Source organism: Pseudomonas sp. VEM90 (assembly GCF_054611535.1).
The window spans coordinates 132,926-155,499 of the sequence record NZ_JBTRAR010000006.1 but is presented as its reverse complement, the minus strand read 5'-3'; the positions used below and the strand labels follow the sequence as shown (position 1 = coordinate 155,499).

At 62.1% G+C, this 22,574-nt stretch carries 15 protein-coding genes and 1 pseudogene; 9 read left to right on the top strand and 7 right to left on the bottom strand.

The features are described from left to right. Positions 1-2: 2 nt before the first annotated feature. From ACYCCG_RS08555 to ACYCCG_RS08545, 3 genes are all read left to right on the top strand, one after another. A complete protein-coding gene (locus ACYCCG_RS08555; protein WP_401102030.1) occupies positions 3-539 on the top strand; it encodes a sigma-70 family RNA polymerase sigma factor in 537 nt (178 codons plus the stop codon). Continuing rightward, a complete protein-coding gene (locus ACYCCG_RS08550; RefSeq protein ID WP_459670042.1) occupies positions 536-1,501 on the top strand; it encodes a FecR domain-containing protein in 966 nt (321 codons plus the stop codon). Before ACYCCG_RS08555 ends, ACYCCG_RS08550 begins: the two co-directional genes overlap by 4 nt. Before the next feature lie 90 nt (positions 1,502-1,591). Continuing rightward, the gene (locus tag ACYCCG_RS08545; RefSeq protein WP_459670040.1) at positions 1,592-4,024 is read left to right on the top strand and encodes a TonB-dependent siderophore receptor; all 2,433 of its coding nucleotides are present in this window, start codon (positions 1,592-1,594) and stop codon (positions 4,022-4,024) included. Positions 4,025-4,157: 133 nt separating this feature from the next. Here the strand turns inward: ACYCCG_RS08545 and ACYCCG_RS08540 are convergent, their stop codons facing one another. From ACYCCG_RS08540 to ACYCCG_RS08530, 3 genes and pseudogenes are all read right to left on the bottom strand, one after another. Continuing rightward, positions 4,158-5,111 carry an arsenic resistance protein gene (locus tag ACYCCG_RS08540; RefSeq protein WP_401102038.1) on the bottom strand — a complete coding sequence of 318 codons (954 nt, stop codon included), beginning with the start codon at positions 5,109-5,111 and terminating at the stop codon, positions 4,158-4,160. 248 nt (positions 5,112-5,359) lie between these two features. Next, positions 5,360-6,613, bottom strand: a complete 1,254-nt coding sequence (glyA, locus tag ACYCCG_RS08535; RefSeq protein ID WP_014589625.1) for a serine hydroxymethyltransferase — start codon at positions 6,611-6,613, stop codon at positions 5,360-5,362. Between the two features lie 307 nt (positions 6,614-6,920). Further along, positions 6,921-9,905, bottom strand: a pseudogene (locus ACYCCG_RS08530) (bifunctional diguanylate cyclase/phosphodiesterase); the annotation flags it as partial. A gap of 1,094 nt (positions 9,906-10,999) precedes the next feature. Between ACYCCG_RS08530 and ACYCCG_RS08525 the strand changes: the two are divergent. The 3 genes from ACYCCG_RS08525 (at position 11,000) to gdhA (ending at position 14,934) form a co-directional block, all read left to right on the top strand. Further along, entirely contained in the window at positions 11,000-11,404 is a 405-nt protein-coding gene (locus ACYCCG_RS08525) for a hypothetical protein (protein ID WP_209968087.1), read from the top strand. A 300-nt stretch (positions 11,405-11,704) separates the two neighbouring features. After that, entirely contained in the window at positions 11,705-13,372 is a 1,668-nt protein-coding gene (ettA, locus tag ACYCCG_RS08520) for an energy-dependent translational throttle protein EttA (RefSeq protein WP_003247499.1), read from the top strand. A 221-nt stretch (positions 13,373-13,593) separates the two neighbouring features. Beyond that, positions 13,594-14,934 (top strand): NADP-specific glutamate dehydrogenase, encoded by a 1,341-nt coding sequence (gene gdhA / locus ACYCCG_RS08515; protein WP_176685617.1) that lies wholly within the window; start codon positions 13,594-13,596, stop codon positions 14,932-14,934. A gap of 164 nt (positions 14,935-15,098) precedes the next feature. Here the strand turns inward: gdhA and ACYCCG_RS08510 are convergent, their stop codons facing one another. From ACYCCG_RS08510 to ACYCCG_RS08495, 4 genes are all read right to left on the bottom strand, one after another. Continuing rightward, positions 15,099-15,596 carry a GreA/GreB family elongation factor gene (locus tag ACYCCG_RS08510; RefSeq protein ID WP_176685618.1) on the bottom strand — a complete coding sequence of 166 codons (498 nt, stop codon included), beginning with the start codon at positions 15,594-15,596 and terminating at the stop codon, positions 15,099-15,101. 67 nt (positions 15,597-15,663) lie between these two features. After that, entirely contained in the window at positions 15,664-16,020 is a 357-nt protein-coding gene (locus tag ACYCCG_RS08505; RefSeq protein WP_176685629.1) for a hypothetical protein, read from the bottom strand. A gap of 215 nt (positions 16,021-16,235) precedes the next feature. After that, complete coding sequence (locus tag ACYCCG_RS08500) at positions 16,236-18,089, bottom strand: Lnb N-terminal periplasmic domain-containing protein (protein ID WP_459670037.1); 1,854 nt, start codon at positions 18,087-18,089, stop codon at positions 16,236-16,238. Positions 18,090-18,160: 71 nt separating this feature from the next. Beyond that, the gene (locus ACYCCG_RS08495) at positions 18,161-18,649 is read right to left on the bottom strand and encodes a DUF3015 domain-containing protein (protein ID WP_021784170.1); all 489 of its coding nucleotides are present in this window, start codon (positions 18,647-18,649) and stop codon (positions 18,161-18,163) included. 250 nt (positions 18,650-18,899) lie between these two features. Between ACYCCG_RS08495 and ACYCCG_RS08490 the strand changes: the two genes are divergently transcribed. The 3 genes from ACYCCG_RS08490 (at position 18,900) to ACYCCG_RS08480 (ending at position 22,427) form a co-directional block, all read left to right on the top strand. Continuing rightward, positions 18,900-21,338: a Lon protease family protein gene (locus tag ACYCCG_RS08490; RefSeq protein WP_252460622.1), complete on the top strand. Its 2,439-nt coding sequence runs from the start codon at positions 18,900-18,902 to the stop codon at positions 21,336-21,338. Positions 21,339-21,498: 160 nt separating this feature from the next. Further along, positions 21,499-21,837, top strand: a complete 339-nt coding sequence (locus ACYCCG_RS08485; RefSeq protein WP_176685621.1) for a PA4575 family protein — start codon at positions 21,499-21,501, stop codon at positions 21,835-21,837. 101 nt (positions 21,838-21,938) lie between these two features. Then, positions 21,939-22,427 (top strand): TIGR00645 family protein, encoded by a 489-nt coding sequence (locus ACYCCG_RS08480; RefSeq protein ID WP_003247486.1) that lies wholly within the window; start codon positions 21,939-21,941, stop codon positions 22,425-22,427. Positions 22,428-22,574 lie beyond the last annotated feature (147 nt).

Genomic DNA, 22,574 nt, shown 5'->3' with positions numbered 1-22,574 from the left:
CCATGAATGCCTCTCCCAGTGCTCCAGCCCCTGGTTTCGACCTGGAGGAACTCTACCGTTCCCACCATGGCTGGATTCGCCAGTGGCTCCAGCGCAAGCTCGGCAATGCCCATGATGCGGCGGAACTGGCCCAGGATGTATTTGTGCGGCTGTTGTCCAAACCCCGTGTGTTCAATGACCACGAGCATGCCCGTGCGTACCTGGGACGTATGTCGCGCAATGCGTGTGTGGACTTCTGGCGACGGCGGCGGGTGGAGCAGGCTTATCTGGAAGTGCTGGCCGCCCAGCCCGAGCAACTTGCGCCTTCGCTGGAACATCAGGCCGTTATCCTCGAAACCCTCGAGCAACTGCAGGCAATGTTCGAGCGTATTCCCCAGCGCGTGGCCGAGGCATTTTCCATGGCGCAGTTGCAGGGCATGAAGCAACGCGAGATCGCCGAGCAGTTGGGCGTGAGCGAGCGCAGTGTGAACAGTTACCTGGCTCAGGCTATGTACCAATGCCTGCTGCTGGAAGCCGAACTGGATGGCTCGCTGGCATGAGCAGGGCGCCACTCGACCATGCCGTACTGCAAGCGGCTGCCGGTTGGTTCGCACGGCTGCATGCGGCGCAGAATGACGCTGCGATCCAGGCGCAGTGGCATGCCTGGCTGAACGAGGATGCGCGGCATCGCCTGGCCTGGTCGTACGTAGAGAACATCAATCAGCGCTTTGGCGGCCTCAGCGGCCAGGCAGAGCAGGCTCGGCAAGTGTTCGACAGCGTGCGCCGTGACCGGCATTCGCGCAGGGCCGTGCTCGGTAGCCTCTGTGTGGCGGGTGTGGCAGGTGTGTTGGGTTGGGGCGGATGGCAGCGCGGTTGGGTCGACTCGCCACGTGCCTGGTTCGCCACTTACCGCACCGGCCTGGGTGAGGTGCGGCCGGTCACCCTGGCCGATGGCAGCCAGCTGTGGCTGAACGGCGGGACGGCGCTGGATGTGCAGTTCGATGAGGGCTCAAGGCAATTGCGCCTGTATCGCGGAGAAATCCTGATCGAGTCCGGCAAGGACCCACGTCCACTTTCCGTGGTGACGAGGGCTGGGCGGGTGCAACCGCTCGGCACGCGCTTCAGTGTCCGGGACCAGGGGTTGCAGACCACCTTGAGCGTATTTGCCGGCGCCGTGCAGGCAACTTGCTCCGGCAGCGGCAGACAAACCACGTTGCAAGCCGGGCAAATGATGGTGTTCGACGCGCAGCAAGTCGGCGCCCCATCAACTGCACAACGCTTGCGCGAGGATTGGAGCCGCGGTGTGTTGGTGGCGGAGGACATGCCGCTGGTTCAGATGATCGACATTCTGCGCGATTACCGCCATGGCCACTTGGGCATCGACCCGGCGATTGGCAGCCTGCGTGCGGTCGGTACCTTCCCGTTGCTCGATACCGACCGTGCGTTGGCCATGCTCGAGCGTGCGTTGCCCATCCGGGTTGTGCGTACCTTGCCTTGGTGGGTCTCCATCGAGGCGGTCTGAAGTTTTTTCAAAATTCTTTTTCCGGTTTTGCGACGCTCATTCGCTTGGTGGGATGACGCTACTTCATCCTCTTTGCGAAAGGATTCTTCCATGCTGCTTCGCGACTCTGCTTCCGCGCACCGTCATCCGTTGGCCCTGGCCATTTTCCTAGCCCTTGGCGGCCACGCTGCCGTCGCCGAGGCCGACAGCAGTGCTGCAGCCCAACGCGTGGTATTCGACATTCCAGCCGGGCCATTGGCGCGCCAACTGAACCTGTTGGCCAGCCAGGCTGGGCTGTTGATCGGCGGTGATGCGGCGCTGACGGCCAACAAGCAGAGCCAGGCGGTGCACGCCTTGAGCGTAGAGGTGGCGCTGGCGCAGATGCTGGCCGGCACCGGTGTGGCGGCCGTGCGCACGGGTGAGCGGGAGTTCCAGCTGGTGAGCCAGGCCGAAGATGCGGCAGGCGCCGTGACCTTGGGCGCCACCACCATCTCGGGCCAGGGCCTGGGTGCTGTGACGGAGGCTACAGGGGCTTATGCGACGGGCCGTTCGTCCACTGCCACCAAGCTGCCGATGAGCCTGCGTGAAACGCCCCAGTCGGTCACGGTGGTCACCCGTCAGCGCATGGACGACCAGAATATGAAGAACCTTGACGACGTAATGCGTAACGCCACCGGCGTCACCATCATCAAGAACGGCAGCGAGCGCTCGCTGTACCAGGCTCGCGGGCAGACGGTCGACAACCTGCAGATTGATGGCGTGCCGACCAACATTGGCAACCCGTACTCGATGGATACCATTTCCAAGCCCAACACCGACATCTACGACCGCGTGGAAGTGGTGCGGGGCGCCACCGGCCTGATGGAAGGCGCGGGTAATCCGTCGGCCTCCATCAACCTGGTCCGCAAGCGGCCCACGGCCGAGCGCCAGGCGTTGATCGAAACATCGGTCGGCTCCTGGGACGACTACAAGACCATGGTCGACCTGTCTGCGCCGCTGAACGAAGCAGGCACCCTGCGCGGCCGTTCGGTCATTACGTACAACAATGCCAACAGCTACCTGGACACTGCCCAGAAAGAGAACCAACTGTTCTATGGCATCATCGAGGCCGACCTGGCTGAGTCAACCCTGGCCACCTTCGGGTTTACCTACCAGAAGGAACGCAACTCCGGTTATGACTGGTCGGGCCTCCCCAGCAAGGAGAGCGGCGCGTTCTACCCGGTTTCGCGCTCTACCTCGCTGACCGGCGACTGGAACCACCTGGACAAGCGCAATACCACCGTGTTCGCCGACATCCAGCATACCTTTGCCAACGGCTGGAAGGGCGTGGTGGCCGTGAACCAGATGTGGGCCAAGTCGGACTTTCTCGGTAACTACACCTACCCGGGTGGCGGCCCCGACCTGTTCACCCTCAACCCGCGCCACTTTCACTTCGATGACACCCAGACCAGCATCGACGGCTATTTCACCGGCCCGTTCCAGCTGCTGGGCCGCCAGCATGAGCTGATCGTGGGTGGCAACTGGAACAAGGACGATTTCGACTATCACGGGGGGCGCGATGCCACCTATCGCTACATCGTCGACATGAACAACCTGGCAGCGTTCGATCCGCCCAAGCCGACAGCCCTCAACGTCAACCAGTGGCAATACAACCGCACTCAGGAGCAAAAGGGCGTGTACGTGGCCAGCCGGTTCAGCCTTACCGACAGCACCACGTTCATTCTGGGCAGTCGCCTGAGCTGGTACAGCCACGATTCGCTGGACGACACCAATGGCGTGCGTGAGCCCACAGACCATAAGCATTTTTCCAAGAGTGGCGAAGTCACACCTTATGCGGGCCTTGTGCAGGACCTGAACGAGAACTGGTCGGCATACGCCAGCTACACCGAAATCTTCAAGCCGCAGAGCGCGCAAGATGCGGAGGGCACCACGCTCCAGCCGATGACCGGCAGCAACTACGAAATCGGTTTGAAGGGTGAGTTTCTGGACAAGCGCTTGCAAACCGCCATCGCGCTGTTCCAGGCCGACCAGACCGGTCGGGCCGAGCGGGTGACCTGTGCGCAGACTTGGGCTTGCTATCGTGCCTCCGACAAGGTGCGCAACAAAGGTATCGAGCTGGAGCTGACCGGTGAGGTGCTGGCGAACTGGAATGTATCGGCGGGGTACACCTACACCCAGTCCAAGTACATCGGTGGCGAGCAGAAAGGTGAAGACTTCAACGGCGCCTCGCCGCGCCACCTGTTCAAGGTTGCGACCGACTACCGCCTGCCAGGCGCGCTCAACCAGCTGCGTGTGGGTGGCAGCTTCTATGCGCAGAGCAAGATGACCCAGACCGAGGTTGGCGAAGACTACAAGATCCAGCAGGACGCATACCACCTGACGAACCTGCATGCGATCTACGAGATCAGCAAGCGTCTTGAAGTGCAGTACAACCTGGACAACGTGTTTGACAAAAAGTACTACCAGACCTTGGGTAACCCCAATTACTGGAACTTCTATGGCGAGCCGCGCAATTTCAACGTGGCGTTGCGGGCCAGGTTCTAGGGGCTGTATTAAGCCTTGAGACGAAGGTCAGGCTGTTTTCAACGCAGCATCACCGAACCTCAAGGCTTTTCATACAGAGCCTGACCGGCTGTCGCGATACCGGGCCCCTACAACTTATGCATGTGCTGATCGATCAGCGTACGAGGCGTGGAACTGCCCGGACATAGATCAGTTCACTCACCAGCTCTACCAAGGTTTGTGTGATCACCGCCGCTGCCGCCAACCCGCGCATCTCTTCTGGCAACGCCAGCGCCAGCGGCAGCACCACCAGTGAGTTGCGCGTGGCTGCGCTGAAGGTCACCGAGCGTGCCTCGCTGGCAGGCAGGCGCAGCAGGCGCGCACAGATAAAGCCGAGCACCGGCGCCAGCAGCATGAAGCCGATGTATACCGGAACCACCGGCAGCAAACGGTCGAAATCACGCAGTACCACGACAATCTGCGAAGCGATCACCACCATCAGCACCAAGGCCATGGCCGGCACCGGCAACCACGCCCAAGCGTCGTTCCAGGTCGCGACGGCGCGCGAGCGCCGGGCACCGGCGCTGGTGAGTACCGCGAGGGCCATCGGCACCACGATCAACAGCACGAAAGCTTCCATGAACGGAGTGATGGAGATTGCCACCTGGCTGCTGCCACCCAGCATCAGGGCCAGGTACACCGGCAGCAGCACCAGTTGCGCCAGCAATAACAGGGGGGTGGCGGCCAGGGTCAGGCGTGAGTCGCCTTTGCCAATGTGGGTGAACACCACCACGTAGTCGATGCAGGGCGTAAGCAGCACCAGCAAGGCCCCGACGAGGATCGCCGGGTGTTCCACCAGCCCGCGGGTGATGGCCCAGACAAGCAGCGGAACGAGAATGAAATTGGCCAGTAGCAGGGCCGTGATGAAGCGGCGGTTACCCAGGCCCTGGCGCAGGTCGAGGAAGGGTATTTGCAGGAACATCGCGTACATCAGCACGGCGATGGCGGGGGTGATCAGGGCTTCAAGCTGGCGCGCAGTGTCGCTGGCCAGCAGGCCGAAAACGATCGCGGCCAGTACGGCGGCGAAGTAGATGGGGATCTGCCGGGTTTCGAGTTGCTCTCTGGTCAAGGTGTGGCCTGTGGTTGGTGGTGTCAAACAGGGTAATACGTGATGGCACGTGGCTGCTCGAAATCATTCCCTGTGGGAGCGGGCGTGCCCGCGAACACCGGCGCAGCCGGTGCCATCCACCGCGTAGCCTTCTTCGCGGGCACGCCCGCTCCCACAGGATGTGTATCAGGCCTGCGAACGTGTTTCATGGTCCGTTCACGAAAAAGCCCGGCACTGGGCCGGGCTCTTTCACTTCAGGCAAGCGCCAATCAGTTGCCGTAAACCGGCAGCTTCTTGCAGATGGCCTTGACCTTCTCACGGACGGCGTCGATCACCGCTTCGTTGTTCAGGTCGGCCAGGATGTCGCAGATCCAGCTTGCCAGTTCCTTGCACTCGGCTTCCTTGAAACCACGGGTGGTAACGGCTGGGGTGCCGAAACGCAGGCCCGAAGTGACGAACGGCGAACGCGGGTCGTTCGGTACCGAGTTCTTGTTGACGGTGATGAAGGCTTTGCCCAGGGCGGCGTCAGCGTCCTTACCGGAGATTTCCTGCTTGATCAGCGACAGCAGGAACAGGTGGTTCTGGGTGCCACCGGAAACCACGTCGAAACCGCGCTCGATGAACACGCTGGCCATGGCCTGGGCGTTCTTCACGACCTGCTGCTGGTAAGCCTTGAACTCTGGCTGCAGGGCTTCCTTGAAGCAGATGGCCTTGGCCGCGATGACGTGCTCCAGCGGGCCGCCCTGTGCGCCCGGGAAGACGGCGGAGTTCAGCTTCTTCTCGATGTCGGCGTTGGCACGGGCCAGGATCAGGCCGCCGCGCGGGCCGCGCAGGGTCTTGTGGGTGGTGGTGGTGACCACGTCGGCGAACGGAACAGGGTTCGGGTACACGCCTGCGGCAACCAGGCCGGCAACGTGGGCCATGTCGACGAACAGGTAGGCACCGACCTTGTCGGCGATGGCGCGGAAGCGGGCGAAGTCCAGAACCTGCGAGTAGGCCGAGAAGCCGGCAACGATCATCTTCGGCTTGTGCTCGACAGCCAGGCGCTCGACTTCGTCGTAGTCGATCAGGCCATTGCCGTCGATGCCGTACTGGATGGCGTTGTACAGCTTGCCCGAGGAGCTTACCGAAGCACCGTGGGTCAGGTGGCCACCGTGGGCCAGGCTCATGCCCAGGATGGTGTCACCGGCCGACAGCAGGGCCAGGTAGACGGCAGCGTTGGCCTGGGAGCCAGCGTGCGGCTGTACGTTGGCGTAGTCGGCGCCGAACAGCTCCTTGGCACGGTCGATGGCCAGTTGCTCGACGACGTCGACGTACTCGCAACCGCCGTAGTAGCGCTTGCCTGGGTAGCCTTCGGCGTACTTGTTGGTCAGGACCGAGCCCTGAGCTTCCATGACTGCCGGGCTGGTGTAGTTTTCCGAAGCGATCAGCTCGATATGCTCTTCCTGGCGCAGAGCTTCTTGCTGCATGGCTTCGAAGAGCTCGGCGTCGTACTTGGCAATGGTCAAATCACGGCTGAACATGGCGGTCCTCAAGGATCGGGGTAATTTGGGTGTGCATTCTAACCGATTGATTCGCGGCTGGCATATGAAGTGGCATCAAGTCGCGGACCAATGGGCTTCATCTTGCATCCCGCGCCGTTTCTGGGCTGGGCGGGGGCGGGAGTTGACTCGCAGGTCCGCTTTTTTATGCAGAATTCAGTCGCGGCACCGTACTTGTAGGAGCGGGTTTACCCGCGAAGAAGGCGGCGCGGTGGATGGCACCGGCTTCACCGGTGTTCGCGGGTAAACCCGCTCCTACGGGGGGGCTTGTGAACAGGCAGCGTGCGGGTCAATGGAACATGAACAAGGTCTCGTTGGAGAATTGCGCCTCGAACTGATGCGCCGGCATCGGCCGCCCGAACAGATAGCCCTGCACCTCGTCGCAACCATGCTCGCGCAGAAACTCCAGCTGTTCGTGGGTTTCCACGCCCTCGGCGATGACTGCCAGGTTGAGGCTGTGGGCCATGGCGATGATCGCCCGGGCAATCTGCGCGTCCTGCTCGCCTTCGGGCAGGCCGTCGACGAAGGTACGGTCGATCTTCAGGACGTCGATGGGGAACTGCTTGAGGTAGTTGAGCGACGAGTAGCCGGTGCCGAAGTCGTCTACCGCAATGCTCAGGCCAAGGTTCTTCAGGCTGGCAAGAATCTGCAGCGCCTCGTTTACCTCGCGCATCAGGATACTTTCGGTCAACTCCAGTTCCAGGCATGCCGGCGGTAGTCCGCTTTCTTCCAGGATGTTGGCAATCCGCGTGCCCAGCTGGCCGTCGGAGAACTGCCGCGCCGAAATATTCACCGACACCTTTGGCACCCGCACCTTGGCCTTGTGCCAGGCCTTGAGCTGGCGGCTGGCCTCGCGCAGCACCCAGTCGCCCACGTCCACCACCAGGCCCAGTTCCTCGATCACCGGGATGAAGTCGCCGGGCGGCACCAGGCCGCGGGTCGGGTGACGCCAGCGCAGCAGCGCTTCGGCGCCGGTCAGGCGCTTGCCGTCGCCGCTGAACTGCGGCTGGTAATAGAGGATGAACTCGTTCTGCTCCATGGCATGGCGCAGGTCGCTTTCCAGCTCCAGGCGCTCCAGGGCGCTGGCGTTCATTTCGGCCTGGTAGAACTGGAAGTTGTTCTTGCCGCGTTCCTTGGCGTGGTACATGGCGGTGTCGGCGTTCTTCATCAGCTGGCTCAGCTCACTGCCATCCTGCGGGCTGAGGGCGATGCCGATGCTGGCGGTGACGAAGAACTCGCGGTTTTCCAGTACGAACGGCCGCACCAGGCTGCCGAGGATGTTTTCGGCCACGTGGATGGCGCGATTCAGGGCCATTTCACGGGTGGGGCGCGGCTGCAGCAGCAGGGTGAACTCGTCGCCGCCCATGCGTGCCACCGTGTCGTCGTCGTCCACGCAGGCCAGCAGGCGCAGGGCCATGTCCTTGAGCATGCGGTCGCCGGCTGCATGGCCGAGGGAGTCGTTGATCGGTTTGAAGCGGTCGAGGTCGAGGAACATCAGCACCACCCAGGCTTTCTGCCGCTCGGCCTGCTGCAGGGCGTTGTACAAACGGTCCTGGAACAGTGTGCGGTTGGGCAGGTGGGTAAGGGCGTCGTAGTAGGCCAGGCGGTGGATGCGCTGTTCGCTGGCCTTGCGCTCGCTGATGTCGGTGAAGAAGCATACGTAGCTGGCCAGGTCGCCTTCGTCGTCCAGTACCGCGGTGATGCCGACCCAGGCCGGGTAGTGGTCGCCGTCACGGCGCTTGAGCCACACCTCACCTTCCCAGCTGCCGCGCTGATGCAGTTGCTTGACCACATAGCGCAGGTGGCCTTCCTGCTGTTCGTCGACAGTGAGCATGCCCGGCAATTGGTCGAGCACTTCACTGACGGCGTAACCGCTCACGCGGCTGAACGCTTCGTTGGCCTGAACGATATAGCCGGCCGGGTCGGTGATGAGGATCGCCGACGTGGAGTGTTCGAATACGGTCGCGGCCATGCGCAGGTCTTTTTCGGCACGGCGTTGCTGGCTGATATCGCGGCCCACCCCGAGTACGCCTTCGAAGCGCTGGTCATCGTCCCACACCAGCACCAGGCGCAGCTCGATCGGGATCTTGCGGCCATCGGCGCGCAGGCAGTCGAACAGGAACAGTTGGGTGGGTAACTGGCTGCACAGTTGCGCCATCTGCGCCGGATCGACCATGGCCTTGCTGACGCGCTCCATCAGGCTGTAGATGCCGGTGAGCTGGGCCGGGTTGGCGACGATCGACTGCCAGCCGTTGGCGAAGATCCAGTCGGCCTGGTAGCCCAGCACGCTCTGTACCGAGGGGCTGACATAATTGAGCTTGAGCTGGTTGTCGGTGGAAAAGATCACGTCGCTGATGCTTTCGGCGAGCATGCGGTAGCGTTGCTCGCTGTCACGCAGCGACTGGCTGGCCTCGATCTGAACGGTCACATCCTTGCCCACACCGATGATGCGCGTAACCAGGCCTTCGGCGTTGCGGCTCAGCACCTGCTCGCGGATGTCGTAGCAGCGCCAGCTTCCGTCGCGGTGGCGGAAGCGCAGCTGGCAGTGCAGCGGTTGGTCATGACCGCTGTCGCGCTGTTGCCGGCGCAGTGCCTGGTAGTGTTCGGCGTCCTCAGGGTGCAACAGCAGCTCCCAGAAGCGGTCGCCCATCTGGGTCAGCTCGGTGCGGTCGTAGCCCAGAGTCTGGCCGAGGTGGCGGTTGCTGAAGATCATCCGTTGGCTGGGCACATCCTGCACATACAACTGGTCGGGTACGGTGCGTACCACGTCCGACCAGAAGCCTTCGCGTTCCAGTAGTGACAGCTCCACCTGTTTGCGGCTGGTGATATCGCTGATGCTGAGGATCACCGCCTGGTAATCACGACGCTGCAGCGGCAGGCGCGCCATCAGCCACAGGTGCAGCTCGGTGCCCTGCGGTGTCGGCAGGCGCACTTCCAGCTCCAGCAACGGGCGTTGTTCGATCAGTGCATCGATCAGTTGCATGCCGACGCTGTCTCGGCTGTCGCCAGTGCCATCGATCAGCCGCTGCCAGGCACCTTCGTGGCAGTCGATGTTCAGCAGCTGGCGCGCCACTTGGTTGACCTCGGTGATCTTCAGCTCCAGCAGCAGCGAGCGGCGCAGGTTCGGGTCCAGCGCCAGGCTGTGCTTGAGCGCGGCCCGGTTACGCAGGTGGTAGCGATCGAGCTGGCCGGGCAGGCTGGACAGGTCGAGCACGCACAGGGCAACGCCAGTGCCTTCAAAAATTTCCTGATAACGCCGGCGGTCTTCCTGCAGCGCCCGCTGGCGGCGACGCATGTTGATCAGCGCCAGCACCGGCAGCAGGGCGCAGACCAGCACCAGCAGGCATTTGCCGAACAGCGCCGGCAATAACGTTTGCCGGGCCAGTTTGGCGTCGAACAGACCGCGCAGCTGCCAGGTGCTGTTTTCGATGAACGCCAGCATCACGCTTTGCAGCGGTTCGTTGCTGGTGTTGGTTGCGGCATGGCGCAGCAGCACCTCGCTGCTGCGGCTGTTTTCCAGCAGCCACAGTGGGTGGCCACTGCCCTCGAGGTGGAGGGTGAGCTCGCGGTAATAGTCCGGTGACAGGCGCAGTAGCCAGTAGCCGCGACCCTGTGCGGCATCCTGGTGCAGCAACAGGTACAGGATGTGGTTGTCGGCCGAATTGGTGAAGAAGTACGGGCGTCCCTGGCTCAGCGCGAGCAACTCATCAAACAACGGGCGGTCGGGGCTGCCGGCCAGGCTGTCGGCGCGCAGCTGCCCGGTGTTGTCCAGCCAGGCCACGCTCTGCAGGGCGGGGAGGCGCTCGCGCAGGGTGCCGATCAGACTGGGCAGGGCGGCAGGTCTTGGTGCATCAAGGTAGGGTTGTACCACGTTCACGGCCTGCTGCGCCTTGAGCGCCATGTTCAGGCTCAGGTGGTCGGCCAGTTCCGCGGAGGCGTCCAGGCTCTGTTTGCGCAAGTCGGCCTGGGTATGATTGAACTGGGCGAACAGCTGCCACAGCAACAGGCCCAGCAGGATCAGGGCCAGCAGCGCCAGCGCACCCTTGATCGACCCGCGCAGGAGAGTAGCGGGTGCTTGTGGTGCGGAACGCAATGACGACGGATGAGTAAGGTTGGTCAAGCGTTGATCCTGCGATTGGGCTGGCGATGGCAGGGAAGGATCGTACACGGTGCGTGCCGGCGCCGGGCTTGCGCACCGCGGTGGCGCACTATAAGGCCGGACACCCGAAACCGGCTAGCATGCCTCGGATTATGGCAAAGTGCCAGCCATGCTGACCGATGGTGGCTGCCCGGTGGTTCGGCAAGCCCCTGTAACCTGTGCGAGAATAGCGCCCGCTTCACATGACAACGCATCGGAGATGTTCGGTTTTGGTTACTCACTTTTCCTCCAATGGCCTCGATTCCGCCTGCGGGCGCAGCAGTCAGACCCTTGTCAGCACTGCCGTGACCGAGGACGTATCCTGCAAGTCTTGCCAGCGTTCGCTGGGCAAACCCGAGGCGGCCGCTGCCGCCAAAAGCAAGGCCCCATCGCTGGCTGAACTGCGCAAGACTGCCAAGGTGGCAGTAAAGCCGGCTGTTGCAGTACCGGCGGTCAAGCCGGCAGCCAAGGTGGTCAGCACTGCGCCTGCACCTGGCAAACCGGCCAAGGCGGCCGAGCAGCAACCTGCCCGCAGCGGCGCCTTCAGCGTGAAGTCCGCCTGGGCCGCGCGCCTGGCCGAGCAGGGCGACCGTTGCCGCCTGCCGCGGGGCAAGGCCAAACAGCGTCACGTCTGAGCCTCTTCGGCTGCTGTGCCGCCCTTTCGCGGCTAAAGCCGCTCCTACAGGTACTGCATTGCCCTTGAAGGCAGTCAGATCCCTGTAGGAGCGGCTTTAGCCGCGAAGAGGCCGGTACAGGCAATAGATTCCCCCCAGGGATCACCCCGATCACACCCCACCATCGGCCCCTCCTATGCAACGCCGCGCGTTGGCGTAGAATGGTCGACTTTGTTCAATGACACCCCAATACATATCTCTCTGGCCACGCTGCCGGGGCGATCGGCGATGTCTTTACCTATCTGATTAGAGGGCTTGGTTTTGGCTCAATACGTCTACACCATGCATCGGCTGAGCAAGGTCGTGCCGCCGAAGCGGGAAATTCTCAAGAACATTTCCCTGTCGTTCTTCCCAGGCGCCAAAATTGGCGTACTTGGCCTGAACGGCGCCGGTAAATCGACCCTGCTGCGGATCATGGCGGGCGTCGACAAGGAATTTGACGGCGAAGCCCGTCCGATGCCCGACATCAACGTGGGTTACCTGCCACAGGAACCGCAACTGGACCCAACCAAGACCGTGCGCGAAGTGGTCGAGGAAGCGGTCAGCGTCATCAAGGACGCCCAGGCCCGCCTGGACGAGGTCTACGCTGCCTACGCCGAGCCGGATGCCGACTTCGACAAGCTGGCCGCCGAGCAGGCCAAGCTGGAAGCCATCCTGCAGGCCGCTGATGGCCATAACCTGGAGCGCCAGCTGGACGTCGCTGCCGACGCCCTGCGCCTGCCCGCCTGGGACGCGCGCATCGAACACCTGTCCGGTGGCGAGAAGCGCCGTGTGGCCCTGTGCCGCCTGCTGCTGTCGGCCCCCGACATGCTGCTGCTCGACGAACCGACCAACCACCTGGACGCCGACTCGGTGGCCTGGCTGGAGCGCTTCCTGCACGACTTCCCGGGCACCGTGGTAGCCATTACCCACGACCGTTACTTCCTCGACAACGTCGCCGGCTGGATCCTGGAGCTGGACCGTGGCGCCGGCATCCCGTACGAAGGCAACTACTCGGGCTGGCTGGAAGCCAAGTCGGAGCGTCTGGCGCAGGAATCCAAGCAGCAGAGCGCCCACGAGAAGGCCATGAAAGAGGAACTGGAGTGGGTGCGCAAAGGCGCCAAAGCCCGCCAGTCCAAGTCCAAGGCCCGTCTGCAGCGCTTTGAAGAAATGCAGTCGCAGGAATTCCAGAAGCGCAGCGAAACCAACGAAATCTACATCCCGGCCGGTCCGCGCCTGGGTGACAAGGTTATCGAGTTCAAGAACGTCACCAAGGGTTATGGCGACCGTGTGCTGATCGACAACCTGTCGTTCGCCATGCCCAAAGGCGCCATCGTTGGCGTGATCGGTGGTAACGGTGCCGGTAAGTCGACCCTGTTCCGCATGTTGATGGGCAAGGAGCAGCCGGACTCGGGCAGCATCGAGATCGGTGAAACCGTGCAGTTGGCCTGTGTGGACCAGAGCCGTGAGGACCTGGACGGCGCCAAGACCGTGTTCCAGCAGATCTCCGACGGTTCCGACCAGATCCGCATCGGCAACTACGAGATCCCTTCGCGTACCTACGTTGGCCGCTTCAACTTCAAAGGTGGCGATCAGCAGAAGTTCGTCAAGGACCTGTCCGGTGGTGAGCGTGGCCGCCTGCACCTGGCCCTGACCCTGAAGGAAGGCGGTAACGTTCTGCTGCTCGACGAACCGTCCAACGACCTCGACGTCGAAACCCTGCGTTCGCTGGAAGAAGCCCTGCTGGACTTCCCGGGCGCCGCGATCGTGATTTCCCACGACCGTTGGTTCCTGGACCGCGTGGCTACCCACATCCTGGCGTACGAAGACGACTCGAACGTGGTCTTCTTCGAGGGTAACTACACCGAGTACGAAGCCGACCGCAAGAAGCGTCTGGGTGATGCTGCTGCCCAGCCGCACCGTGTACGGCACAAGAAACTGGCCCAGTAAGCCGGTTTACTGGTGCACAAATATGGGGCCACAAAGGGCCCCATTTTTGTGCCTGGCGGAAGGCTGGGAGCGGGATAATCGCGATGGATTTTGTATACACTTACATAAAACGCACCAAATAATTTCATAAAAACGACATCTCGCCCTGTTCCGGTGCGATTGCTTCTTGGTACATTCCTGAAAAAACCAATAAGTCCAATCCTCTTGGTGAGATGTCTACCATGATCGAATCTGTCGACGATTTCCTTGCACGCCTAAAGCAGCGTGACCCTGGTCAACCAGAATTCCACCAGGCCGTAGAAGAGGTGCTTCGCACCCTGTGGCCATTCCTTGAAGCCAACCCCCACTACCTGCAGTCCGGTATCCTGGAGCGCATGGTCGAGCCTGAGCGCGCCTTGCTGTTCCGCGTCTCCTGGGTCGATGACCAGGGCAAGGTGCAGGTCAACCGCGGTTACCGCATTCAGATGAGCAGTGCCATTGGCCCGTACAAGGGTGGCCTGCGCTTCCACCCGTCGGTGAACCTCAGCGTGCTGAAGTTCCTGGCCTTCGAGCAGGTGTTCAAGAACTCGCTGACCTCGCTGCCCATGGGCGGCGGCAAGGGCGGCTCGGACTTTGACCCGAAAGGCAAGAGCGACGCTGAAGTGATGCGCTTCTGCCAGGCGTTCATGAGCGAGCTGTATCGCCACATCGGCGCCGACTGCGACGTACCGGCCGGTGACATCGGCGTGGGTGCCCGCGAAATCGGCTTCATGTTTGGCCAGTACAAGCGCCTGGCCAACCAGTTCACCTCGGTGCTGACCGGCAAGGGCATGACCTATGGCGGCAGCCTGATCCGTCCGGAAGCCACCGGCTATGGCTGCGTTTACTTCGCCGAAGAAATGCTCAAGCGTCAGGACAAGCGTATCGACGGCCGCCGCGTGGCGGTGTCTGGTTCGGGCAACGTCGCCCAGTATGCTGCGCGCAAGGTCATGGACCTGGGCGGCAAGGTGATCTCGCTGTCTGACTCTGAAGGTACCTTGTATGCAGAAGCAGGGCTGACCGACGCCCAGTGGGACGCCTTGATGGAGCTGAAAAACGTCAAGCGTGGCCGTATCAGCGAGCTGGCCGGGCAGTTCGGCCTGGAGTTCCGCAAGGGCCAGACCCCTTGGAGCCTGCCGTGCGACATCGCCTTGCCGTGCGCCACGCAGAACGAGCTGGGCGCTGAAGATGCCCGCACCTTGCTGCGAAACGGCTGCATCTGTGTGGCCGAAGGCGCCAACATGCCGACTACCCTCGAGGCTGTGGATATCTTCCTGGACGCCGGCATTCTGTATGCCCCTGGCAAGGCCTCCAATGCCGGCGGCGTCGCCGTGTCGGGCCTGGAAATGTCGCAGAACGCCATGCGCCTGCTGTGGACTGCCGGTGAAGTGGACAGCAAGCTGCACAGCATCATGCAGTCAATTCACCATGCATGCGTGCACTACGGTGAAGAGGCTGATGGTCGTATCAACTACGTCAAGGGTGCGAACATCGCGGGCTTCGTGAAAGTGGCCGATGCGATGCTGGCTCAGGGCGTGGTCTGATCTGAGACGGTAGGGGGCCGCTTTGCGGCCCATCGCGACGCAAGGCCGCTCCCACAGGCTGGACTGCACCCGAGAAGTTGGACACCCATCCAACCCTTGGGGGCAGTCAAGGGCCTGTGGGAGCGGCCTTGCGTCGCGATGGGCTGCAAAGCAGCCCCAGGCCCTCAACCCTCACCCAGAATCTCAACCACCTCTATCACCTGTTCCCCCACCGGCCGCTGCCAGACCACCTCATCACCCGGCCCAGCCCCGAGCAATGCCCGCCCCAATGGCGAACCCCAGTTGATCAAGCCCCGCCCGGCATCCGCCTCATCCTCGCCCACCAGCTGCACCACCTGCTCCTGGTCCTGCGCATCGACAAACCGCACCCGGCTACCAATCTGTACCTTGCTATGGGAAGTCGCCGCGGGTACCACCTGGGCGCTTTGCACCCGCGCGCTGAAGTAGCGCAGATCCCGCTCGGTATCGGCCAGCCGTTGCTTGTCACCCCGTTCGCCCTGCGCCTGCAGTTCGCTGCGCAAGGCATTCAGCTCGGCCACACGCGTTTGCAGCTGGCGCAGGCCGCTGGCGGTGACGTAGTTGGGTTGTTCGCTGATGCGCCGCTCAACCGGTTGGTCGGCCTGGGCGGCGGCTTGGTCTTCGTTGACGAATGCTCGGCTCATGAAGGGCCTCCTTGTGCGTGAGACCATCATGGCAGGCCGCCGGTTTAAAGGAATGTCCGTTTGCGACTCAGTTGTGGCGATAGGCCTTGGCTGCGCCGCGGTCTTTTTCCTGCTCCCACTCGCGGTCACGCTGGTCCCAGAAACGCTCGTGGTATTGGCGCTGTTCTTCGCTGTTCTGCATGGCATGACACTGGCGGAAGCCATCGTCCCAGCCGGTTTCGTACTGACGCTCGTGCAGGTAGCGCGGTACGTTTTTGCGGAAGTTGCCTACCATCAGCCCGGCCGCCTGGCGGCCACTGCTGCAGCCGTCCTGGAAGCCATCCGCATAGGCGGGAGGGTAACCGTGGTTGACCATCTGCTCGTGGGTGGTTTCGCAACCTGACAGCAACAACGCGACGCACACGCCGAACCAGTACCGCGACATAGCCACAAAACCCTCCAGTTGATGGTGGAAAGTCTAGGTGGCTATTTGTCGGGTAGGTGTCAAAACAGTGTCAAAGAGTTGGTTCGGTCATACTGCTTTGCTAGCCTAACCGGCCAATTCGCGGGCAAGCCCGTTCCCACAGGTACTTGCCAGGCCTCGAATCCTGTGGGGACCCTGTGGGAGCGGGCGTGCCCGCGAAAGGCCGCAAAGCGGCCTCAGTAGTGATACCACTTCAGCTCGAGCATCACCTCGTTCTGTGCCGTGGCCAGGTGGCTGAACTCACGCGAAGCGCTCAACCGAAGCCCAAGGTTCTGGCTGATTTCCCACTGCTGGTTCAGGCTTACACTGCGCCGCACTTCGCCGTTGGTGAAGTAATCGCCCTTGGCCTCCAGCGTCATGTTGCCCAGCGCGTTGCGCCAGAGCAGGCCGCCATTGAAGCCTGCCGCCGGGGTAATGAATTGAGCGAAGTCGTTGTGATGCTCGACCCGCACCGTGCCCAAGGCAAATCCCAGCAAACCGTCGGCCAGCTGCCAGGTGCCGCCAGCGCCGCCATTCACATGGCTCACCAGCACTTCTTCGTCATGCTTGCCCGGTACCCGCTCCAGCCCGCCAGCCACTTGCCATGACCAAGGCTTGAGCAGCTCGTTACGGGGTGTCAGTGAACGGATGGTGGCCAGGTCCAGGCGCTGCACCTGCCAATCATTGCCTTCATATTGGCGCAGCTTCAATTGCAGGATTTCGATCTGTGCGCCCAGCGGGAAGCCATAGGCGTTGTCATTCAGGTCGTGGTAGGCCATGCGCAGGCCATATTCGGCGTAGGCGCGGTCTTCGCGGGTGCCCACGCCCAACTGCCAGGTGCGCGAGTCATGGCCATCCTCGGGCAACCCGGGGCGCTCGATCTGCAGGGGGGGCGGTGGGTTGCTGTTGATCGCCCGTAGCAACTCGAAGCTGCGCTTGGCCTGTCCTGGATCGCGTTCCTGGCCATTGGCCCGATACCGCTCAAGGCGATACGCGGCATCTTGCACCAATGCTTGGCGTTCACGAGGCAGCGCCTGGAATTCAGGGCTTTGCAATTGCGCAGTGTCGGCGCTTACAGCCAGCACCTGGCGCTTTTCGTTGAGCTCGAGTGGCTCGGCCCTGGCCAGCAATTCACGTTCGCGAGAGGGGCGGTAAGTTTCGCTGGCGACCAGGCCAGACTGCTTCACGGCTTTTACCGTGTCGGTGGGAATGGCGGTCAGCGGGAACTGAGACGTCAGGTCCAGGCTCGGCCGGGCCACTTGCAGCAGCTCCAGCAGACGATACGAGCAGTTCTCGTCGAAGAAGAAGTAATCGAACTGGATCTGCTTCAACTCCCATACGTGCTCGACCATGCGTCCGGTTTCTTCGGGGGTCAGGTCCAGCTGGTATTCCCACAGGTCGCGGTTTTCCAGGCTGCGGTATTCGGACAGTTTTTCCTGGTAGGGCATTAGCGCGAACAGCCCTGGGTAGCCACCCATCAGGCCTTTCCAGGCGTACAGGATGCTGTTGTCGCTGCCTTCGATATAGGCACCGAAGTTGATCGCGTAGCTCAGCAGCGTGGTGTCGTCGCTGCGGGTGTTGGACTGGTCGATGCGCAGCAGGGTGTGACCGAACATCGACGACGGGCTGTTCAGGTAGGCTGCCGGGAAGATCAACGCGGCGCTGTGCGGGTCGATCGACTGGTACCAGGTCTTGAATTCCTGGCAGTCCGGTTGTGGCAAGCCTTGCAGGTCTAGCTGCTCGCGCAGCCAGCGGGTGCGCGCGGGGAATACGCACTGGGCGTGCTTGTCACCGAGACTGGCCGGGGCATACAGCGCATCGACCGTAGCCTTGAGCTCCTGGTCCGGATGGTGCGCGCCATCTTCGGCGAGGAAGAACGCATCATCATCCACATAGCTGCGCCAGCCGCCGAGCTTGGCGGTTTCGTAATGACCAATGGCGAGCCAGTAAGGGGTATTGGCCAATTGCTGGATACGGCCTGGATCCAGCACAGGGGCGGCATGAACAGGGGCGCAGGCACACAGCGCCAGGCAAGCAAAGCGTTTGAGCATATCGGGCAACTACTTCTTGACGATGCCGAAAAAGGCGAAACCCGCCCCAGGTGGGGCGGGAGCAGCTGTGCTTAGGCCTCGGTAGCGTATTTGGCCAGGCGTGGGTCGCTCTTCAGAACGGCCAGGGTGTTGCTGTGGACAGTTTCGGCAGTGACGTCGGCGCTGCTGAAGATCTGGTTGAAGTGCTGGTGGGTGACCGAGTTGAAGTAGCTGCGGTCTTCCGGTGCTACGCCGAGAACGACGGCATAGGTGGTCAGAGCTTCGCCCTGGCCCATGGCCATGTCTTCGGACAGCTCGTTCATCATGCCGTTCATGGCGAACCAGGACTTGCCGCCATAGGTCAGCGAAGCCCTGGTCGAGCAGCCGTTGGTACCGGAGGTCATGCCGAAGGTGGCGTTACCGGAGGTGCCGTTGGTGGTAGAGGCCAGGAAGTGTGCCGGCGTGCCGCGCTGGCCTTCGAACAGCATGTTGCCCCAGCCGCAGTTCGGGCCGCCTGGCGCTTCGGCCATGGCGTTCAGCGAGACTACGGTGAACAGAGTACCCAGAAGAATCCGTTTCATAGCATTTGTTCTCTTTGTCTTAACCAAGGGTCAGGGTTTCTGGCAACTCGGTTGCCAGGTCGGGAAAGCTTTTCACCCACCCGCGCAGCTTGGAGTTTAGGCATGATCTAAAGGTTGCGTTGTTGATTGCGAAAAATTTGCTGTCACATGACTGCACCGGCTGCGACATAAAGTCCCGTGGAGCCTTGCAAGGCGCGCGCGGGCAGCGCCAGAATGCTGCTTATCTGCCCCGCCGAAGTAAGGAAACCCAATGCCCGATCCTGTCGCTGCGCGCCTGCGTCTTGCGCCTGAAGCCCTGACCCGGCGTTTCTCCCCCGAGCAGTTTGCTTTTACCCATACCGACGATCTGGAGCCGTTTCGCGGAGTCCTGGGCCAGGAACGTGCTGTCGAGGCCCTGCAGTTCGGCGTGGCCATGCCGCGCCCCGGTTACAATGTGTACGTGATGGGCGAGCCCGGCACCGGGCGCTTTTCGTTCGTCAAGCGCTACCTCAAGGCCGAGGGCAAGCGCCAGCAGACCCCGGCCGACTGGGTCTACGTCAACCACTTCGACGACACCCGTGAACCACGCGCACTGGAGCTGCCGTCCGGGAGCGCCGCCGAGTTCATCAGCGACATGGGCGGATTGATCGACAACCTGCTGTCGACGTTCCCGGCGGTGTTCGAACACCCGTCCTACCAGCAGAAGAAGGGCGCCATCGACCGCGCTTTCAACCAGCGTTATGACCGCGCGCTGGATGTGATCGAGCGCGCGTCGCTGGAAAAGGACGTGGCCTTGTACCGCGATGCCAGCAACGTCGCCTTCACGCCGATGGCCGATGGCAAGGCGCTGGATGAAGCGGAATTTGCCCAATTGCCGGAAGAGGTGCGCGAGCAGTTCCACGAGGACATTGCCCTGCTTGAGGAGCGCCTTAACGAAGAACTGGCCAGCCTGCCGCAATGGAAGCGCGAATCGAACAACCAGCTGCGCCAGCTCAACGAAGAAACCATCACGCTGACGCTGCAGCCGTTGCTGGCGCCGCTGTCGGAAAAGTACGCCGAAAACGCGGCGGTTTGCGCCTACCTGCAATCGGTGCAAATGAACCTGTTGCGTACCTTGGTCGAGCAACTGGTCGATGACACCAAGTCCGACGCCGTGGCCCGCAAGCTGCTCGAAGAGCAGTATGCGCCCAGCCTGGTGGTGGGCCACCACGCTGACGGTGGCGCGCCGGTGGTGTTCGAGCCGCACCCGACCTACGACAATTTGTTTGGCCGTATCGAATACAGCACCGACCAAGGTGCGCTGTATACCTCCTATCGCCAACTGCGCCCAGGCGCGCTGCACCGGGCCAACGGCGGCTTCCTGATTCTCGAAGCCGAGAAGATGCTGGGCGAGCCGTTCGTATGGGATGCGCTCAAGCGTGCGTTGCAGTCGCGCAAGCTGAAGATGGAGTCGCCAATCGGTGAGCTGGGCCGTGTTGCCTCCGTCAGCCTGCAGCCGCAGGTGATTCCGCTGAACGTCAAACTGGTGATCATCGGCTCGCGCCAGCTGTACTACGCACTGCAGGACCACGACCCGGACTTCCAGGAGATGTTCCGCGTGCTGGTGGACTTCGATGAAGACATGCCGATGGTCGACGAGAACCTGGAGCAGTTCGCCCAACTGTTGCGCACTCGCACCAACGAAGAGGGCATGGCGCCGCTGACCAGCGACGCGGTGGCGCGTCTGGCCACCTACAGTGCTCGTCTGGCCGAGAACCAGTCGCGCCTGTCGGCGCGTATCGGCGACCTGTTCCAGCTGGTCAGCGAGGCTGATTTCATTCGCCAACTGGCCAGTGACGAAATGACCGACGCAGGCCACATCGAGCGGGCGCTCAAGGCCAAGGCCACCCGTACCGGCCGTGTGTCGCAACGGGTGCTGGACGACATGCTCGCAGGCATCATCCTGATCGACACAGAAGGCGCGGCCATCGGCAAGTGCAACGGGCTGACCGTGCTGGAAGTGGGCGACTCGGCGTTCGGCATGCCAGCGCGTATTTCGGCCACCGTGTACCCGGGCGGCAGCGGTATTGTCGATATCGAGCGTGAGGTCAACCTTGGCCAACCGATCCACTCCAAAGGGGTGATGATCCTCACCGGTTACCTGGGCAGCCGCTATGCCCAGGAATTCCCGCTTGCGATCTCCGCGAGCATCGCCCTGGAGCAATCCTACGGCTACGTGGACGGCGACAGCGCCTCGCTGGGCGAAGCCTGCACGCTGATCTCGGCCTTGTCGCGCACGCCGCTCAAGCAGTGCTTTGCCATCACAGGCTCGATCAACCAGTTTGGTGAAGTGCAGGCGGTGGGTGGGGTCAACGAGAAGATTGAGGGCTTCTTCCGCCTCTGCGAGGCCCGTGGCCTGACCGGCGAGCAGGGGGTGATCATTCCGCGTGCCAACGTCGCCACCCTGATGCTTGACGAGCGCGTGTTGCAGGCGGTGGAGAACGGCATGTTCCACGTCTACGCGGTCAGCCAGGCTGATGAGGCGCTGAGCCTGCTGGTGGGCGAGGAGGCCGGGGTACTCGACGACAAAGGGCTTTTCACCGAGGGCAGCGTCAATGCCCGGGTGGTGGAGCGCCTGCGTGAAATTGCCGAGATGATCAGCGAGGAAGATATCGAGAAGGCAGAAAAGGAACGCCTTGAAGACGTGATTGCCCAGGCCAAACCAGCCTGAGTCAATAAACTGGCGCTAGCGGCGATGTGCTACCGTTCAGCGCCAGTTTTTCATCTTTCTGAACGATTCCTCTATGCTGGAACTTAAGGACAGAATCAGGTTCAGGATGGAAACAGCCTGATACTCAGGCTGAACAAGGCTCTTTGGAGGGGACGCGGCCATGCGCAACCTCAGCCTCACACGCCAGTGCCTGGGCCTGGTGACTCGTATCGAATGCAGCATTCGTCCACTGGCCGGGGATAACGGCATGTGGACCCTGCTGTTCGCCGCCGGCATGGCCGGTGAACAACCCTCCGCGATCAAGGCACAGGGGCCGTTTCACGGGCCGCTGGTGGCCGAATCGGTGCTCAATGCCATTGTCGACAGCCTGACCACGCATGGTTATCAGGTGGCCGAAGACCCGCAGATCTGGTGTCTGCATTTGCAGGCGCAGTTGCGGCGGATCAATGGCGAGCGGTGCCGGAACCTTGGGGATTACCAGTTTCATCCTGAGACCTGAAGAATGTCGGGGCCGCAAAGCGGCCCCCGGGCTTTTGCTGTAACAGGTGGCTGGCTATACTCGCCGTCGCTTTTTTAGTCACCTGATGAGTCCTGAACTTCATGGAACGTATCCTCGAAAACGCGATGTATGCCTCGCGCTGGCTGCTCGCACCGATCTACTTCGGCTTGTCCCTCGGCCTGCTGGCTCTGGCGCTGAAATTTTTCCAGGAAGTGGTCCACGTCCTGCCCAATGTCTTCGCGCTGAGCGAAGCTGACCTGATCCTGGTGATCCTGTCTCTGATCGACATGTCGCTGGTCGGTGGCTTGCTGGTGATGGTGATGATTTCCGGCTACGAGAACTTCGTCTCGCAACTGGACATCGATGAGAGTAAGGAAAAGCTCAACTGGCTGGGCAAGATGGACTCCTCGTCGCTGAAGATGAAGGTTGCCGCGTCGATCGTGGCGATTTCGTCCATTCACCTGCTGCGGGTGTTCATGGATGCGCAGAACATCTCCACCGATTACCTGATGTGGTATGTGATCATCCACATGACCTTCGTGGTCTCGGCGTTTTGCATGGGCTACCTGGACAAGCTGACCAAGCACTGAGTCCCGCCAGGCCTCACTGCAACTCCTGTGGGAGCGGGCATGCCCGCGAACACCGGCAAAGCCGGTGCCAGCCACCGCGTGGCCTGCTTCGCGGGCACGCCCGCTCCCACAGAGATCGAGGCTCAACTGACGAGTGGCGTCAGTCAT

What these genes read in the sequence shown, in the direction of transcription:
- ACYCCG_RS08550 (WP_459670042.1), top strand. Translation starts at nt 536, where the DNA reads ATGAGCAGGGCGCCACTCGACCATGCCGTACTGCAAGCGGCTGCCGGT.
- ACYCCG_RS08500 (WP_459670037.1), bottom strand. Translation starts at nt 18,089, where the DNA reads ATGCTCAAACGCTTTGCTTGCCTGGCGCTGTGTGCCTGCGCCCCTGTT.
- ACYCCG_RS08480 (WP_003247486.1), top strand. Translation starts at nt 21,939, where the DNA reads ATGGAACGTATCCTCGAAAACGCGATGTATGCCTCGCGCTGGCTGCTC.
- ACYCCG_RS08490 (WP_252460622.1), top strand. Translation starts at nt 18,900, where the DNA reads ATGCCCGATCCTGTCGCTGCGCGCCTGCGTCTTGCGCCTGAAGCCCTG.
- ACYCCG_RS08485 (WP_176685621.1), top strand. Translation starts at nt 21,499, where the DNA reads ATGCGCAACCTCAGCCTCACACGCCAGTGCCTGGGCCTGGTGACTCGT.
- ACYCCG_RS08545 (WP_459670040.1), top strand. Translation starts at nt 1,592, where the DNA reads ATGCTGCTTCGCGACTCTGCTTCCGCGCACCGTCATCCGTTGGCCCTG.
- ACYCCG_RS08495 (WP_021784170.1), bottom strand. Translation starts at nt 18,649, where the DNA reads ATGAAACGGATTCTTCTGGGTACTCTGTTCACCGTAGTCTCGCTGAAC.
- ACYCCG_RS08555 (WP_401102030.1), top strand. Translation starts at nt 3, where the DNA reads ATGAATGCCTCTCCCAGTGCTCCAGCCCCTGGTTTCGACCTGGAGGAA.
- glyA (WP_014589625.1), bottom strand. Translation starts at nt 6,613, where the DNA reads ATGTTCAGCCGTGATTTGACCATTGCCAAGTACGACGCCGAGCTCTTC.
- gdhA (WP_176685617.1), top strand. Translation starts at nt 13,594, where the DNA reads ATGATCGAATCTGTCGACGATTTCCTTGCACGCCTAAAGCAGCGTGAC.
- ACYCCG_RS08505 (WP_176685629.1), bottom strand. Translation starts at nt 16,020, where the DNA reads ATGTCGCGGTACTGGTTCGGCGTGTGCGTCGCGTTGTTGCTGTCAGGT.
- ACYCCG_RS08510 (WP_176685618.1), bottom strand. Translation starts at nt 15,596, where the DNA reads ATGAGCCGAGCATTCGTCAACGAAGACCAAGCCGCCGCCCAGGCCGAC.